General features: G+C 46.7%; 15 protein-coding genes. 8 read left to right on the forward strand and 7 right to left on the reverse strand.

Annotated elements, in window-relative coordinates; all coding sequences use genetic code 11:
• Positions 1-108 precede the first annotated feature (108 nt).
• The 4 genes from VM802_RS14935 to VM802_RS14950 are packed head-to-tail and all read left to right on the forward strand — an operon-like array spanning position 109 to position 3,668.
• Positions 109-996 carry a decaprenyl-phosphate phosphoribosyltransferase gene (locus VM802_RS14935; protein WP_325531833.1) on the forward strand — a complete coding sequence of 296 codons (888 nt, stop codon included), beginning with the start codon at positions 109-111 and terminating at the stop codon, positions 994-996.
• Positions 996-2,327, forward strand: a complete 1,332-nt coding sequence (locus VM802_RS14940; RefSeq protein ID WP_325531835.1) for an FAD-binding oxidoreductase — start codon at positions 996-998, stop codon at positions 2,325-2,327. Before VM802_RS14935 ends, VM802_RS14940 begins: the two co-directional genes overlap by 1 nt.
• A 22-nt stretch (positions 2,328-2,349) precedes the next feature.
• Positions 2,350-3,081 carry an SDR family oxidoreductase gene (locus VM802_RS14945; protein ID WP_325531837.1) on the forward strand — a complete coding sequence of 244 codons (732 nt, stop codon included), beginning with the start codon at positions 2,350-2,352 and terminating at the stop codon, positions 3,079-3,081.
• Positions 3,078-3,668 (forward strand): HAD-IB family hydrolase, encoded by a 591-nt coding sequence (locus tag VM802_RS14950; protein WP_325531839.1) that lies wholly within the window; start codon positions 3,078-3,080, stop codon positions 3,666-3,668. The genes VM802_RS14945 and VM802_RS14950 overlap by 4 nt, the downstream gene beginning before the upstream one ends.
• 87 nt (positions 3,669-3,755) lie before the next feature.
• Here VM802_RS14950 and VM802_RS14955 read toward each other — a convergent pair whose 3' ends face one another.
• Positions 3,756-4,535, reverse strand: a complete 780-nt coding sequence (locus VM802_RS14955) for an acyl-CoA desaturase (RefSeq protein ID WP_325531841.1) — start codon at positions 4,533-4,535, stop codon at positions 3,756-3,758.
• A 112-nt stretch (positions 4,536-4,647) separates the two neighbouring features.
• Positions 4,648-6,291 (reverse strand): ABC transporter substrate-binding protein, encoded by a 1,644-nt coding sequence (locus VM802_RS14960; RefSeq protein WP_325531843.1) that lies wholly within the window; start codon positions 6,289-6,291, stop codon positions 4,648-4,650.
• Positions 6,292-6,337: 46 nt separating this feature from the next.
• Between VM802_RS14960 and VM802_RS14965 the strand changes: the two genes are divergently transcribed.
• Positions 6,338-7,972 carry a M1 family metallopeptidase gene (locus VM802_RS14965; protein WP_325531845.1) on the forward strand — a complete coding sequence of 545 codons (1,635 nt, stop codon included), beginning with the start codon at positions 6,338-6,340 and terminating at the stop codon, positions 7,970-7,972.
• Between the two features lie 112 nt (positions 7,973-8,084).
• On the opposite strand, the gene VM802_RS14970 is transcribed toward VM802_RS14965, so the two are convergent.
• Entirely contained in the window at positions 8,085-8,744 is a 660-nt protein-coding gene (locus tag VM802_RS14970; RefSeq protein ID WP_325531847.1) for an NADPH-dependent F420 reductase, read from the reverse strand.
• A 151-nt stretch (positions 8,745-8,895) separates the two neighbouring features.
• Positions 8,896-9,633, reverse strand: a complete 738-nt coding sequence (locus VM802_RS14975) for a menaquinone biosynthetic enzyme MqnA/MqnD family protein (RefSeq protein ID WP_325531849.1) — start codon at positions 9,631-9,633, stop codon at positions 8,896-8,898.
• A gap of 69 nt (positions 9,634-9,702) precedes the next feature.
• Here VM802_RS14975 and purB point away from each other — a divergent pair, with 69 nt between their 5' ends.
• Positions 9,703-11,046, forward strand: a complete 1,344-nt coding sequence (gene purB / locus VM802_RS14980) for an adenylosuccinate lyase (RefSeq protein WP_325531851.1) — start codon at positions 9,703-9,705, stop codon at positions 11,044-11,046.
• A gap of 423 nt (positions 11,047-11,469) precedes the next feature.
• Here the strand turns inward: purB and VM802_RS14985 are convergent, their stop codons facing one another.
• Positions 11,470-11,799 (reverse strand): YraN family protein, encoded by a 330-nt coding sequence (locus tag VM802_RS14985; RefSeq protein WP_325531853.1) that lies wholly within the window; start codon positions 11,797-11,799, stop codon positions 11,470-11,472.
• A gap of 297 nt (positions 11,800-12,096) precedes the next feature.
• On the opposite strand from VM802_RS14985, the gene manA reads away from it, so the two are divergent.
• Positions 12,097-13,299, forward strand: a complete 1,203-nt coding sequence (gene manA / locus VM802_RS14990; protein ID WP_325531855.1) for a mannose-6-phosphate isomerase, class I — start codon at positions 12,097-12,099, stop codon at positions 13,297-13,299.
• A gap of 87 nt (positions 13,300-13,386) precedes the next feature.
• Here manA and VM802_RS14995 read toward each other — a convergent pair whose 3' ends face one another.
• Positions 13,387-14,334 carry an NADP-dependent oxidoreductase gene (locus VM802_RS14995; RefSeq protein WP_325531857.1) on the reverse strand — a complete coding sequence of 316 codons (948 nt, stop codon included), beginning with the start codon at positions 14,332-14,334 and terminating at the stop codon, positions 13,387-13,389.
• A gap of 207 nt (positions 14,335-14,541) precedes the next feature.
• Here VM802_RS14995 and VM802_RS15000 point away from each other — a divergent pair, with 207 nt between their 5' ends.
• On the forward strand, positions 14,542-15,834 hold the full coding sequence (locus VM802_RS15000; protein WP_325531859.1) for an O-acetylhomoserine aminocarboxypropyltransferase/cysteine synthase family protein: 1,293 nt from the start codon (positions 14,542-14,544) through the stop codon (positions 15,832-15,834).
• A gap of 93 nt (positions 15,835-15,927) precedes the next feature.
• Here VM802_RS15000 and VM802_RS15005 read toward each other — a convergent pair whose 3' ends face one another.
• Positions 15,928-16,470, reverse strand: coding sequence for a hypothetical protein (locus tag VM802_RS15005; protein ID WP_325531861.1), 543 nt, complete (start codon positions 16,468-16,470; stop codon positions 15,928-15,930).
• Positions 16,471-16,475: the final 5 nt, after the last annotated feature.

Here is a 16,475-nt window from a genome sequence, read left to right on the forward strand (position 1 = left end):
AATGATAACTGGGATTGGCTGCAAAAAAACAAAAATTACAGCAATATAAGTGTAACCAAAAGTAACTGAATAAATTGTAACTTGCGACGTCAACTTTTACTACGCCCCATGGAATATATCAAACTACTGCGGCTGAAACACTGGGCTAAGAATACCTTTCTTTTTATCCCCCTGTTCTTTGCGGGGGATCTCTTCAATGTAGAAAAAATATTACAGGTACTTCTGGCTTTCTTCGCCTTCAGTATTACCGCCAGCAGTATATATATTATCAATGACTACCGCGATATTGAAGCTGACCGCAAGCACCCGGTGAAGTGTAAACGCCCGCTGGCTTCCGGCAAAGTATCGGTCAGTGCTGCACTGGTGTTATTTGCATTGTGTATTATTGTGGGCTTCGGGCTGGCCCTGCTGGTGAAGCAGAAGTTTGCCTTTGTACTGGGCATTTACTTTATTCTCAACCTCCTGTACTGCTTCGGATTGAAGATCGTATCCATACTCGACATTATAATATTGGCTGCAGGCTTCGTACTACGCGTGAAAGCAGGCGGTGTGGCCGGAGAAGTGGCAATGTCGGAATGGCTGATGGTCATGGTTTTCCTGCTGGCCCTGTTTATGGCGGTCGCCAAGCGCCGCGACGACGTGCTGATTAAATTGAACTCCGGCCAGGAAATGAGGAAAGCCGCCAAAGGATACAACCTCGATTTCATGAATGTGATGTTATCCCTTGTCTCTGCGGTGATCATTGTCGCATATCTCATGTATACAATGGCCCCCGAAACACAGGAACGCTTTCATACCTACCGTCTTTATTACACAACACTTTTTGTAATTGGCGGATTATTGCGATATTTGCAGATAACCTACGTGGAGAACGATACCGCTTCTCCCACCAAGATCCTATATAAAGACCGTTTTATTCAATTAACCATACTCCTGTGGGTCCTGAGTTTTTATGTAATAATTTATTTGCCCACTAACAATAGTTTTTTTGAATAATGCAGAAACGGCTAGCAAACTGGGGAAACTACCCCGCCATCGTGTCTGAGGAAAGTAGCTTTACGCAGGAAGATCAGCTCCGGCGGTTTATCGGGGAGAATACCCATCTCATTGCCCGCGGCAACGGCCGTTGCTATGGCGATGCTTCCCTTGGGGAGCACAGTATTTCCATGCTGAAGTACGATAAAATACTGGACCTTGATACCGACAACGGCATCCTCGAAACACAGGCAGGTGTTACCCTGGATCAGATACTGGATCTTATCGTTCCCAAAGGATGGTTCCTTCCTGTAACCCCCGGCACCAAATTTATTACTGTCGGCGGCGCCGTAGCCTCAGACGTACATGGCAAAAATCATCACGTGGAAGGCGCTTTCTCCGGTCATATTATTGATATGGATGTGATCACCGGAGATGCCACTGTCACCTGCTGTTCTCCTGAGCTACATGCCGATCTCTTCTGGGCTACCTGTGGAGGTATGGGGCTCACAGGTGTCATCACCCGCGTGAAATTCCGGCTGAAGAAAATATCCACCGCCTATATCAAACAAGCGCAGATCAAAGCTAAGAACCTGGAAGAAGTGATCCGCCTGTTTGAAGAATATAAACATTATACCTATTCCATGGCGTGGATCGACTGCCTTCAGAAAGGTGATTCTTTTGGTCGTAGTATCCTGATCGTTGGTGAGCATGCAAACCCGGATGAACTGAATGCACGGCAGCAAGCGTCCCCACTAAAATTAACGCCTAAACGAAAACTGGCGGTCCCCTTCAATCTTCCGTCTTTCATACTAAACACACTGACCGTTAAAGCCTTTAACTGGCTTTACTACGGGAAAAATATAAAGCGGGAAATACACAATGTTGTGCCTTACGAACCTTTCTTCTATCCGCTGGATGCCATCCTTCACTGGAACCGCGGCTATGGCAAGGCTGGCTTTGTACAATATCAGTTTGTGCTGCCGCTGGAACAGAAAGACGGCCTGGTAGCTATTCTGAAGCGGATAAGCGACAAAGGCTGGGGATCATTCCTGGCGGTGCTCAAGGTATTCGGAAAACAGGAGAGCCTTATCTCCTTTCCAATGGAGGGATACACCCTGGCGCTCGACTTCCCCGTACGCAAAGGTCTCTTCGCTTTCCTCGATGAGCTGGATGAAATTGTGCTGCAATATGGAGGAAGGCTATATTTGTCTAAAGATGCGCGGATGAAGCAGGAAGTGTTCTGGAAGAGCTACCCCCATGCTAAGCGCTTTGCAGAGATTGTGGCTCGCTATAATTCAGGTAACCGTTTTATCTCCCTGCAATCAGAAAGATTATCACTGACAAAATAATCAGGATTCAAAAGACCATTACATGCCCACAGTACTACTTTTAGGCGCCGGCTCGGATATGGCCATCGCGATAGCCAGGAAGTTCGCCGCCGAAAAATATAACATTCAACTGGCTGCCCGCAATACGGCTGCCCTGGAACCACTGCAGAAAGATCTGCAGATCCGATACGGTATCACCGCTACAACGCATAGCTTTGACGCCACCGCTTTCGATACACACCCGGCCTTTTATACTGCCCTCCCCGTACAACCGGATATTACCATTTGCGTATTCGGCTACCTCGGTGATCAGACCAAAGCCCAGGAAGACTGGACAGAAGCCCGCACAATCATTGACACCAATTATACCGGCGCCGTATCTGTGCTAAACGTTGTAGCTGAAAGTTATGCTGCAAAGAAGGCAGGCGCCATAGTGGGAATCAGTTCAGTAGCAGGTGAAAGAGGAAGACAGAGCAACTACATGTACGGCAGCGCCAAGGCAGGTTTCACCGCTTATCTCAGTGGTTTACGCAACCGCCTTTTTCGTAGTAGCGTACACGTTATGAGTGTGCAACCGGGCTTTGTAAACACCCGCATGACCCAACACCTGACACTTCCGCCTTTACTTACCGCCCAGCCGGAAGCCATTGCCAATGCAGTTTTCAGTGCAGTAAGGAAAAAGAAGAACACTATCTACGTGAAATGGTTCTGGCGTTACATCATGTTGATTATTAAACTGATACCGGAAGGCATTTTCAAAAAACTCAAACTGTGAAAGGCATTGCATTCTTTGATTTCGACGGCACCATTACCTGCAAGGATACGCTCTGGGAAATTATCCGCTTCCAGAAAGGCGCTACTGCTATGTATGCCGGCATCATCAAACTGCTGCCCGACCTGGTTCTGTTTAAGTTAAAGAAGATTCCTGCACAGGATATGAAGCAACGCGTGCTGGAATATTTTTTCGGAGAGATGAAGGAGCAACAGTTTGCCGATGCATGCCGCAACTTCTGCCATAACAGGCTGCCACAGCTGATCAGGAAACCAGCATTAACTGCTATACAAAATCATCAGTCAAGCGGACACCAGGTAGTGGTAGTTACCGCTTCCGCTTACCACTGGGTAGCCCCCTGGTGTCAATCCCTCGGTATTGCCTGCATAGCCACACTGCTTGAAGTGAAGGATCATCGTATTACCGGAAGAATACTGGGAATCAACTGCAATGGCCACGAGAAAGTAGCGAGAATCATGCAGGAGTATAACATGGAAGATTATGGGGAGATATATGCTTACGGCGACAGTGAAGGAGATGCGCCCATGCTTGCACTATCGCCTCAGCCACAATTTAAACCATTTAGATAAGCAGATCAGGCTGACTCCAAATAAAAAATGTCCCACAAATGTGAGACACTTTTTATTATTGTAACAGATTGATTGTACTTATTTTCCTTACGCTGCTTTTGATTTCTTCAGCTGCGCAGGCGCCACCAATGCAGGTTTCAGTTTAATGATTCCTACAAAGTTCATCAGTTTCATCACCTGGTAACTGGGATCCAGCTCATACCATTTCTTGGCGAAATTAGGACTGTCTTTAAATTTATGGTGATTGTTCTGAAACAGTTCGCCCAGCAGGATAATGCCCCAGGGGGAAGTGTTGCGGGAATGGTCACCGTTATCAAAATTGCTGTAACCATATTTGTGGCCGCACCAGTTTACGATAGCGCCCTGTACAGGTCCCATCAGGAAATGGATCGGGAGCAACAGGTACAGATACCACATGCCGGCAGGCACAAACACTACATAAAATGCAACATAGATAGCCATCCATGCAAAACGGGTAATATTACTATCACCAACCTTGTCCATAGCATCCCATTCAGGCAGTGGCTCAGACGTGAATTTAGCATCCACTGTGCTGGTACGGGTTACAAAACCGTTATAGATCTTACGGGTCTGCACCATCATCGTCCAAACATCCTTAAAGAAGTGTGGAGAATGCGGATCCTTTTCAGTATCACTGTACTCATGGTGCATGCGGTGCATAACGCCATAGGCTCTCGGGATCAGGTAAGATGAACCCTGGAAGAACCAGGTGCAGAAGTAAAAGAACTTCTCCCAGAATTTATTGGTGGTATACATCTGGTGAGATGCATAGCGATGTAAATAGAACGTGTGGAAGAACAATGAAAAGAACCAATGCACACAGAAGAATATCAGAATCGCCGTCATTAGAATTTTTACGTTGAAAAGTGACAAATAATCACCAAAGGTACGCTAAATCAGGGTAACTTAAATTAAAATGTCAGCTTTCCTGTGAAGGAAATGTTAAAATAACTTATATCTATATTTTTCTTACCCTCCGCAGGTCCAGCAGGTTCATTCCATGTCCGGTGAACCCCTTGATACCAGGTTGTATCAGCCGGATTACCTCATCATAGAACAAAGGTACTACCGGAGCATCCACCATCACCATCCTGTCCATCTCCCTGTATAATTCATAACGGGTGCTGTCATCATTCTCTTCCAGCGCCTTTTCATAGAGCTCGTCAAATGCCGGGTTACTGTAACGCGTATAGTTTGGCGGTGCAGGATTCTTACTGTAAAACATAGCTAGGTAACTTTCTGCATCGGGGTAATCAGCAATCCAGCTGCCGCGGAAAAAGAGCGCCTGCGATTTGGCCGTCTGTTCCAGCAGCAAACTTTTCTGTATCACTTCCACCTGAACACGGATGCCGGTTTCCTGCAACTGATTGGCTACATAGTTGGCCAGGTCTGCATATATAGGAATAGACAACAGCTTGATAGCCGGCATCCCTTTACCGTCCGGATACCCGGCCTCCCCCAGCAGCTGTCGCGCCAGCGCAGGGTTATATGGATACCCTTTCACCTTATCTGCGTCGAACGAAGGCAGGCCGGCAGGTATGAATCCTGACAATGCTGCCGTTCCAATGCTGTTGCGGAGGTACATCATCATTTTCGTACGGTCGATACCGTAGTTGATTGCCTGCCGTATCTTTCTGAGCTTCACGGGAGAATGCTTTACCACCGCAGCGCTGCTGTCTACCAGGAAGCCGAGGTACTCCACATTCAGGTAAGAATGCTTCTGTAGAATCATCCTGCCCTCCCATTCCTTTCGGAGCTGTCCTTGCTTGGTAAGCACTTCATCTTTAAAAGAAGCGTCAATATCATTCATGAAATCCAGTTGTCCCTGCCGGAACATCAGGAACTCAGAAGCTTTGTTGTCCAGGAAACTGATTTGCACGGCGTCCAGGTATGGCAGTCCCCTGCCGGAGCTGTCGCGTTCAAAGTAAACGGGATTCCGGTGCAGTACAAGCCCCTGCCCTTCATCCCAGAAGAAGAAACGAAAAGGCCCGGTGCCACAGGGATGGCTGCGGAAATCTTTCCCGTATTTCTCTATAGCTTCGTGCGGCACAACCGAACAGTATTGCATACTGAGAATACCCAGGATAGGATGAAAGGGATGGATCAATGTGAGCTGAAAGGTAGAATCGTTGAGCGCTTTGAACCCTTCTCCTGCTTTCACCCTTCCATTGAAGATCCAGGCGCCGGAAGATGCAGTGGCCGGGTCCATGATGCGTTGCAGACTGTATACCACGTCTTGTGCAGTGAGCCTGCGGCCTTTACCGTCGGGAAAGATTTCACTGTCATGAAAATACACGTCTGTCCGCAGATCAAAGGTATAGGTAAGATGATCATCCGATACGCGCCACTGTTTTGCAAGCGACGGTCTGATTACCAGTTCATCGTCTGGTTCTACCAGCGTATTATATAGCTGCTTTACCGCCCAGATCACCGCCTGGTTCTTGGCAAAGGCAGGGTCCAGGCTGCTGATGCCTTCGGTCTGGTTATACCTGAATACCTGCCGGGAACCACTTTCCTGGCCTCCACAGGCCGCCAATAATAAACTGCATAGTCCTGCAAAACAAATCTCTATAATAACCGCCTGACAATAACAACTTTTCATTTGACGGTAAATTAATATCTTTCAGAATAAAAACAGAAGAATAAATATGCGTAGCATACCTATGCTTTGTATGGCTCTGCTGGCAACATTTACAGCAGGAGCTCAACAACGCTTCACCAAAGCGGACACTCTCAGAGGCACGATTACCCCACAGCGCGCCTGGTGGGACGTTACTTCCTATGACCTCCATGTACAGGTAGATCCTGACAAACAAACCCTCATCGGTTTCAATACCATCACCTACAAAATACTCAAGCCTGACTCTACTATGCAGATAGACCTGCAGGAGCCGATGCTGATCGATAGTATTGTGCAGGATAAAAAATCACTGGAATTTACCAGAGATGGCAACGCATGGTTTGTGAAGATGAAATCACCCCAGCTGGTAAATAAAACCAAACAGCTTACCATCTATTATAATGGACAACCTCACCGTGCTAAAAATGCACCGTGGGACGGCGGCGTGGTATGGGCAAAAGATAGTCTCGGACGCCCGTGGATAGCCACCGCTGTACAGCACCTCGGCGCCAGTGTATGGTGGCCCAACAAAGACCACCAGAGCGATGAACCGGAAGACATGACCATCAGCGTTACCGTTCCGTCAGAGCTGACTGATGTCTCCAACGGCCGTCTCAAAAAGAAAACAGAAAACGGTGATGGCACTGCCACCTATACCTGGTATGTAAGCAATCCGATCAACAACTATGATGTGGCACTCAACATCGCTCACTACACAGAGATAAAAGACAGCTACTCCGGTGAAGGCGGCCGGCTTGAGCTAAGCTACTGGGTACTGGACTATAATGAAGATAAAGCCCGTGAGCATTTCCAGGTGGTGAAACCTATGCTGAAATGCTTTGAATACTGGTTTGGCAAATATCCTTTCTATAAAGACAGCTACAAACTGGTGGAAACGCCATACCTCGGAATGGAGCACCAGAGTGCTGTGGCATATGGCAACAAATATCAGATGGGCTATATGGGCCGCGATCTTTCCGGCAGCGGCTGGGGCCTGAAGTGGGACTTCCTCGTGATCCATGAAAGCGGACATGAATGGTTTGGCAACAGCATCACCACAAAGGACATTGCTGACATGTGGGTACATGAGGCTTTCACCAACTATTCTGAAACGCTGTTCACCGGCTGTCAGTATGGTCCAAAGGCTGCCAGTGAATATATCCAGGGTATCAGAAAAAACATTAAGAATGATGTGCCCATCATTGCGCCTTACGGTGTGAATGTGGAAGGCAGTGGAGATATGTATTACAAGGGTGCCAATATGATCCACAACATCCGGCTGATCATGAATGACGACGAGGCTTTCAGGCAACTGCTGAGAGGACTGAATAAAACATTCTATCATCAGACTGTTACCACGCAGGAAATAGAGAGCTATATCAGCAATGCCCTTGGCGTGGATCTAAGCAAAGTATTCGATCAATATCTGCGTCATACTACCATCCCCACCCTTGAATACCGGATCAATGGTCAGCGTCTGCAGTTCAGATGGGTGACAGATGTGAAAGACTTCAACATGCCAGTGAGAGTAAAACTGGATGAAAGCGGGTACAGACTTATATATCCGGGTACCTTATGGCACACTGTTAATATTACTGTACCAGGTGTGAAAACGCTGGACGTGGATAAGGGCTTCTACATTAATGTAAGGCAGGTACAATAATTTCATTGACAGGCTTGATGATGAGCGACGATATTGGTATCCGTGTATAAAAGGGAAGGCCGGTATGAATGATTCATATCAGCCTTCCCTTTTATAATATCTTTTAATCTGCTTATTCTCTCAGCAGTTTGAAGGCATGGCCGCTGCTGTCATTCAGGTAGCCGTAGGCGGTCCATAAAATAGATAAGGGTTCTATACTGCGGCTCATCTCAATGGTGCCCATATCAGCAATATCGTTCCAGCCAAATTCGTGTAGCAGGTTTATTACCAGCTGCTTTGCTTCGGAGTTATTGCCAGCAATAAACATGGTGGGCGAGCCATCTTTGAAATTAGGCTGAAGCATATGCTGATGGCCGATACAGCTGAGCGCCTTTACCACGCTGGCATCCGGAGGAAGCCATGCCTGGATTTGTTCTCCGGCAGAGTTATTATGTCCTATTACAAAAGTGAGCCGTCCATGCTCATCGGGGCCTTTCCCATCAAGTGGATTCGTTACATCCACAACGGGCTTATGTTTGAAGTTCCAGATACCTGCAGCTTCGATGGCCTTCTTCGTTCCTATCCAGCTGGTACAGATGATAATCAGCTCTCCGAATTCTGCAGCTTGTCTGAAAGTGCCTGCGGCAGCCTGTTTCCCCTGCCTCTTGATCCATTGTTGCAACGACTCCCTGGATGGATTACGTGTGCCAATAGTAACATGGTGGCCTGTTTGAATAAGCCCCTTTCCTAGTGTTAGCCCTACCGGACCACTGCCCAGGATGCCGATTTTCATGACCGCATATTATTTGGTGAGAATATGGACTATCTGTGAAATATGAAGATACTTAATAATTGTCATATAGCGATTAGGGATTGGCATACAGCATTCAGCCCCAGGAGGATAACCACCAGGGGCTGATACAAAGAGCGCTCAGCTGATGCCTTTACTGAAGATAACCCAGGAACTTCAACATGCCCTGGCGTTTTGCAGGCGTAAGCGGATAGCTGATATTATGGGTATAATAAACAGAAAGATCATACAGATCGTAAGAATTCTCAGCCACTACTGCAGGAATGTTGTGAATACCCGCCCCCGTGGCTTCATTGAACTGGCTTGTGAATTCTTCGGGTAGCTGCTTGTTGCTGATCCAGGCGGCAAACACAAAAGGAAGGCTTGTAAAGCGCACCCAGTGCTCTGCAAGATCATATATGTAAGGAGATACTTTACGCTGGGCCAATGCGCGGTCGCCAATCACTAGTCCCGCATCCGTACCTTTTATCTTATCCTGGTAATCGTCTGATGTGGCCACAAACTCTACATCCAGCTTCCAGTATTCACGAACCAGCACCTGCAACAGCGCTACGGATGTACGGCTCTGGTAGTCGAGATAGATCCTCTTTATTTCATTGAGCGGAACATCACTATATAAACACACGGATGCAACGGGTCCTTCTGCACCAATACAGTAATCTGCTATAATATGGTATTCTTTCAACCTGGGGATGACAGCCACAGGCACCAACGCCACGTCTACCTCCCCATCTATAAGCTGCTGGGCTATCTTAGCCGGATAGTCCATCGATAATTCCATCATCTCCATCACCGGATGATCCCTGAATCCAAACAATAAAGGCTTCGTATTCAAATAACTTACAGCCGCAACTTTTACTTTCCGTTCCAATTTCAGTAATTTTGAAGCTGCAAAAGTAACTAAATCCGGAATAACAAAGTTCCAAACCGATAATTCATTATGCAACTACAACCATTAACTGCCATTTCCCCGCTGGATGGGCGCTATCGCAAGCAACTTGACGAGCTGGCTAATTATTTTTCTGAATTTGCGTTGATCCGTTACCGTGTGATGGTAGAAGTGGAGTACTTTATTGCACTGTCCGAGCAAAAACTATTCTCACTGCCAAAACCTAAAATACCGGCACTGAGAAAGATCTACCAGGAGTTCACTATTGAACATGCACAGCTGATCAAGGACACTGAGAAGATTACCAACCACGATGTAAAAGCCGTAGAGTACTTCCTGAAGAATGAACTGAAAAACCTTGGCCTGGAAGACAAACTGGAATGGGTACACTTCGGCCTTACTTCCCAGGATGTCAACAACACAGCCACTCCTCTCCTCTGGAAAGATGCTGTGGAACATGTTTATATGTCTGCTCTCGCCAATCTGCTGCTCTCACTTAAAAAGATGGGCCAATCATGGATGAAAGTATCCATGCTTGCCCGTACACACGGACAGCCCGCATCTCCCACTATCCTGGGAAAGGAAATAATGGTATTTGTAGAAAGACTCGAAGGCCAGATCAAGCTGCTGGGCGATATTCCGTTTGCAGCCAAGTTTGGTGGCGCTACCGGCAACTTCAATGCCCACTACGTATCTTTCCCTAAAATCAACTGGGAAAAATTCGGTGAGAAATTCGTGAATACCACACTGGGCCTGCAACGTATGAAGTATACCACGCAGATCGAGCATTATGATAACATCTCCGCGCAATTCGACGCATTGAAGCGCATCAACAATATCCTGATTGATTTCTGCCGTGATATCTGGACATATATCTCTATGGACTATTTCAAACAGAAGATCAAAAAGAATGAAGTAGGCTCCTCCGCCATGCCGCATAAGGTGAACCCGATCGACTTTGAAAACGCAGAAGGTAACCTGGGCATCGCCAACGCCGTGTTTGAACATCTCAGCGCCAAGTTGCCTATCTCCCGTTTACAGCGCGACCTCACCGACTCTACAGTGCTCCGTAACCTGGGTGTACCTTTTGGCCACACCCTGCTGGCTACGAAGTCGCTTCAGAAAGGACTTGACAAACTCATTCTCAATGAAGTCAAGCTGAAAGAAGATCTGGACAACAATTGGGCTGTAGTAGCGGAAGCAATACAGACTGTGCTGCGACGCGAAAATTATCCGCAACCTTATGAAGCCCTGAAAGAGCTTACCCGTGGCGGAGAACAGATCACGCAAAAGAGCATGCACAAATTTATTGATGGCCTGAAAGTAAGCGCAGCCCTCAAAAAAGAACTGAAAGCTATTACGCCACACAACTACACTGGTTTGTGGGGTCTGTAACAGCCTGACATAGAAAAAGCTCCGGGTATCTCTCCCAGAGCTTTTTCTTTTTACAATAATCTATATCTGACTCCCGAAAGCAATACAACAGCTACCGCTGCCGCGCTTCGAATTACAATATTTAACCCTACCCTTATAGAGGATGGTATAAGCAACTGTCTTAGTTTCAGGCTCCCTGGCACAAAGAAATCCAGATGGTCACGATCTGTTTGATGGTTACAGTTTTTTCCAGGGAAATGATTGGGTTTGAACGGACTGGTATCCCAGTGCTCAAAGACAATGCAGGGTTAATTTTTAAAAGCTCCGCAAAGATATATAAAAATTATTTTACAATAGTAGATTTACAGATATGTTTTTTGTTAATCAGACGTTAACGAATATACGTGTCTCTCCTGTTACAGGAAACAGCCTATATAACCGGTTTCAGAACACATCCTTGAAATGCATCAGTTCATAGCTCCCATCATCCTGGAAGGTAATAGCGATAATATCAAATCGGATCGCTGATGGATACAGCTGAAAATATTCCAGGTAGTCCGCAGCTACCGCCTGGATGTGGTCCTGTTTTCTATGATCCACAGCGGCTTCCGGCCACCCGAACCGGTTGCTCGCTCTCGTTTTCACTTCAATAAAATAGATACAGCCATTCTTCTCTGCTACAATATCAATCTCCTTCCGGGATGATACCCAGTTGCAATGTCTGATACAACAGTGTTTGCTTACATATGCCTTTGCAATGGCCTCACCACGCATGCCTAACCATGATTGCCGCTGGCTTTTGAGGTTCCGGTGATTTTTTTTGTTGATGATCGGATTTTTTTGAGTTAAAAAACTGATCACTTAAGATAAATATCTTTGGGTAAATAATCATCCGCGTATTAAAACTGATCAACCTGATCAGTCATCACGATCCAATCGATCAACTCAATAACAATCAATGACTCAGAGTGATTACAATAATCAAATAAATCAAAGGCATTGTTGTATTTTCGCCCGCACAATGATTTATAATTCTATTCATTAACTGACAGCAAACAGATTTAACCATATATGAAATTATTCAGACTGAACGGCAAGGTCCAACATTATGCGTGGGGTGGTTACAACTATATTCCTGAATTGTTAGGTGTGGCGCCATTCGGGAAGCCAAGTGCAGAATACTGGATGGGGGCGCATCCCAGTGCCCCTTCTGCCATCGCTACCGGCAACGGTGTTATTGCTTTGAATGAACTGATACTGACTGATCCTGCAGCACTGGTCGGCCCTAAAGTATGGGACCGTTTTAAAGAACTCCCCTACCTCTTTAAGATTCTGGACGTGAAAGACATGCTGTCTATACAGGTGCATCCGACAAAAGCAGAAGCAGAAAAGGGCTTTGCACGTGAAAATGAAGCAGGTATTCCGCTGAATGCGCCGCACCGCAACTATAAAGATGATAACCACAAACCGGAGATCATGGTGGCCTTGAGCGAGTTCTGGCTCCTGCATGGTTTTTTACCGGAAGATAAATTACAGGAAGTACTGACATCAGTACCAGAGTTTGTATCACTGGTAAGCATATACGAAAATGAAGGCTACTACGGTCTGTATAAAAGTGTAATGGAAATGCCACAGGCATTGGTAAATATCTTGTTGCGTCCACTTACCACCCGCGTGATATCTGCTTACCAGGCCAATCAGTTGCCCAAGTCTGATCCCGGCTTCTGGGCTGCCCGTGCAGCATTGAACGTTCCTGAAGGAGAGAGTAATATAGACAGAGGAATCTTCTCCATCTACTTCTTTAACATCGTACAGGTACAACCCGGTCAGGCTGTATTCCAGGATGCTGGTATCCCGCACGCTTACCTCGAAGGCCAGAACGTAGAACTGATGGCCAATTCAGACAATGTGCTGCGCGGTGGCCTTACCCCGAAGCATATTGATGTACCAGAACTGCTGAAGCACACAAAGTTTGAAGCAGTGCATCCCAATATCCTGCAAGGCGATGATGCAGCGGGTGGACTGGAAAAAATCTATCCTACGCCTGCTCCCGATTTCGCTGTCAGCAAAATTAATATCCGGAAAGGACAGATATATGAACATACAGCCAATGCTGCGGAAATACTGATATTAATGAGCGGAGACGCTACCATTAATGGCTCAGATACATTGACGCTGCACAAAGGTCAGAGCGTGTTTCTAGCCTATAGTGAAACATATCAGCTGAGTACAGAAGATCACGCTGAACTGTTTAAAGCTACCGTGAATATTTAGCTATTTTTTTATGTTGTTATGTAGATATTTTGTTCCAAAAGAAATCGCTTCAATGTAAAATATCTACATAACAACATAAAAAAATAACTACATCAGGATCACCGTTTTCCCAGTCGCCTTTCCTTGCCTGTTATTGGCAATGGCTTCCGGTACTTCATCCAGGGAGATCTTTCTTTCCACCGGAATTTTCAGCGTTCCATGATCGATCAGGAGCGCAAGCTTATTTAATGCATCCGGCGTGCTGACGGTTTCAAAGTTACCTCCCTCTAATCCTTTGACAGCCAATGCTGCATCATCCGCTACAAACACCGTCGTATATGCTCCTCCGCCCGGTTTCACGAGATCGGCGTTAGCATTGAATCCGGCCCCGTCGCTTACCAGGTCAATAAGACCATTGATGCCCTGCGGGAACTGTGAGTTCACCTGTTGAGTCACAGGAGCCTCCTTATAGTTGACAGTATAAGTAGCTCCCAGGTCTTTCATGCGCTGCGCATCTGCTGCGCCGCCAACCGTGGCAATCACTTTAATACCCTGAATGGCTGCCAGTAATGTAACAAAGGAGCCAACGCCACCGGTGGCGCCATTCACCAGCAACGTTTCGCCTTCCGACAAATCAAGTTTGTCCAACAGCTGTTGCGCTGTCATACCAGAAGTAGGTACTGCCGCCGCTTCAGCTGCGCTGGCGCTTACCGGCGCATAGGTGATGGCAGCGCTTTCAGGCACTACGGCATATTCTGCATAAGAGCCTTCACCAATCGGTGCATGAATAAACTGGCCATATACTTTATCGCCTTTCTTAAAACGTTTCACTCCTTCTCCCACTTCTTCTACCACGCCTGCCCCATCCACACCCATGATCATGGGAAACTGGTGAGGCATTTTACCGTCAAGAATACCATCCGCCATTTTCCAGTCGAATGGGTTAATGCCGGCAGCTGTCACTCTTATCAATACAGTCCCTGCTCTTACAACAGGTTTGGGGAGGTCCATTACAACCGGGATGTCTTTGAATTGATTAATGGCCACTGCTTTCATGATGTTAATTTTATATGAGGAAATATTTTACAAACGGGGTCCACGTAAATCAATCCTGCAAATCCGCCGCGGGGTTACGTGTAGTCGTGCTCGTTAACAAGGTCTTTCAGTTTCATGAATGTTAAAGATATTATTTTTTTTGAGTTTCATTATTAGTCCACTATATTTGTAGACTAACTATCATTTATACACGCAAAACCCGTTTCTATGTCCACAAAGCCATTGCACTTCGATACCTTACAGGTTCATGCCGGCTACCAGCCAGACCCCGTTACCAAAGCGGCAGCTGTACCTATCTATCAGACTACGTCCTATACTTTTGATAGTGCTGAGCACGCTGCAGACCTTTTTGAGCTGAAGCAGTTCGGCAACATATACACCCGCATCATGAACCCCACAACAGATGTATTTGAAAAAAGAGTGGCAGCACTGGAAGGCGGCGTTGGCGCACTGGCAGTGGCTTCCGGACAGGCGGCGCAATTCATCGCGCTCCATAATATCCTACTGCCCGGAGATAACTTTGTGACGTCCTCCTATCTCTATGGCGGCACCTACAATCAGTTTAAGGTGAGCTTCAAAAGAATAGGCGTGGAAGCCCGATTCGCGGATCTTGAAAACCCGGAAAGCTTCGAGACGCAGATAGATGCAAATACCAAAGCCATCTATGTAGAGACTATCGGTAATCCGGGGTTTGCCATCCCCGACTTTGAAAAGATCAGCGCTATTGCGCGCAAGCATGATCTGCCGCTGGTGGTGGATAATACATTCGGGGCCGCCGGTTACCTGAGCCGCCCGCTGGAACATGGCGCCAATATCGTAGTACAGGCTGCCACCAAATGGATAGGCGGGCACGGCAACAGTATTGGCGGCATCATTGTAGACGGCGGCAATTATAACTGGGGCAATGGCAAGTTCAAACAATTCAGTGAACCTGATGATGCTTATCATGGTATGAAGTTCTGGGACGTATTTGGCGCTGCCAGTTCGTTTGGGAACATCGCTTACATCATCAGGGCCAGGGTAACCGGCCTTCGCAGCTGGGGACCCGCACTGGCGCCGCAAAATGCATTCCTTTTCCTCCAGGGGCTGGAAACGCTTTCCCTTCGTGTGCAGCGCACGGTAGACAATGCACTACAGCTGGCGCAATGGCTGCAACAGCATCCACAGGTGGAGTATGTAAATTATCCCGGCCTGCCGGACAATAAATACCATGTACTCGCCCAAAAGTATCTCAGGAATGGTTTCGGTGGGGTGTTGAGCTTTAAGGTAAAAGGCGGCAAGGAAGCAGCTGACAAGCTCGTACAGTCGTTGAAGTTAATATATCATCTCGCCAATGTTGGAGATGCCAAAACTTTGATCATTCATCCCGCCACAACCACCCACTCACAACTGAGCGGGGCAGAACAAAAAGCAGCCGGTGTAGAACCAGGACTGCTGCGCATTTCACTGGGTATCGAACACATTGAAGATATCAAGGCGGATCTCGAACAGGCGTTTTGATTTTTTATACTGTTATTTCTTATGTAGAATTTTAAAGAAAAGGACAGGCCTTCTTCAAAAAGGACCTGTCCTATCAGAAGCATTTTTCCAGGCTCACGGCCTGTACATCATATGTTGCAATTCCCAATAATAACCGGTAGAAATATAATGTTCAGCCAGTAGCCGCTTTCTGTCATCGTATACCCGGGCAAGCACGATTTGCTGATCTTCGTCTTTGGGATCCAGATTGCCGTCCTCCTCATCGATTCGCGCCAGCTGTTTATCCAACAAATCTTTCTTTTTGATCTCCAGTTCCATAATAGCCTCTCCTTCCGATTCTAATTCTCCCGCCATATTGCCATCCACTGCAAAAGTGGTTATCCGCGTAATATACCCTTTTCTAAATTCAAACAATTGGTAAGCAATGCCACAATGATAGGGAATCGGATTCCGCTTGCGATCCATTCTATAGCGTAGTATATCACCTTTTCTGTTAGTAGCTTCCACTTCATCGCTGCCCACACGAACAACACGGAGTCCTGAAGTATCAAATTGCTTAACCCTGGATACGGCCAACCTGGTTATTTTATTGACTTGCTGAGCGCCGGCGCCAATGGGTATCAACACAAAAAAAACACCCCATACAATATTCTTCATTCCTG

The sequence above is a fragment of the Chitinophaga sp. genome, assembly GCF_035538455.1.
Classification (GTDB): domain Bacteria; phylum Bacteroidota; class Bacteroidia; order Chitinophagales; family Chitinophagaceae; genus Chitinophaga.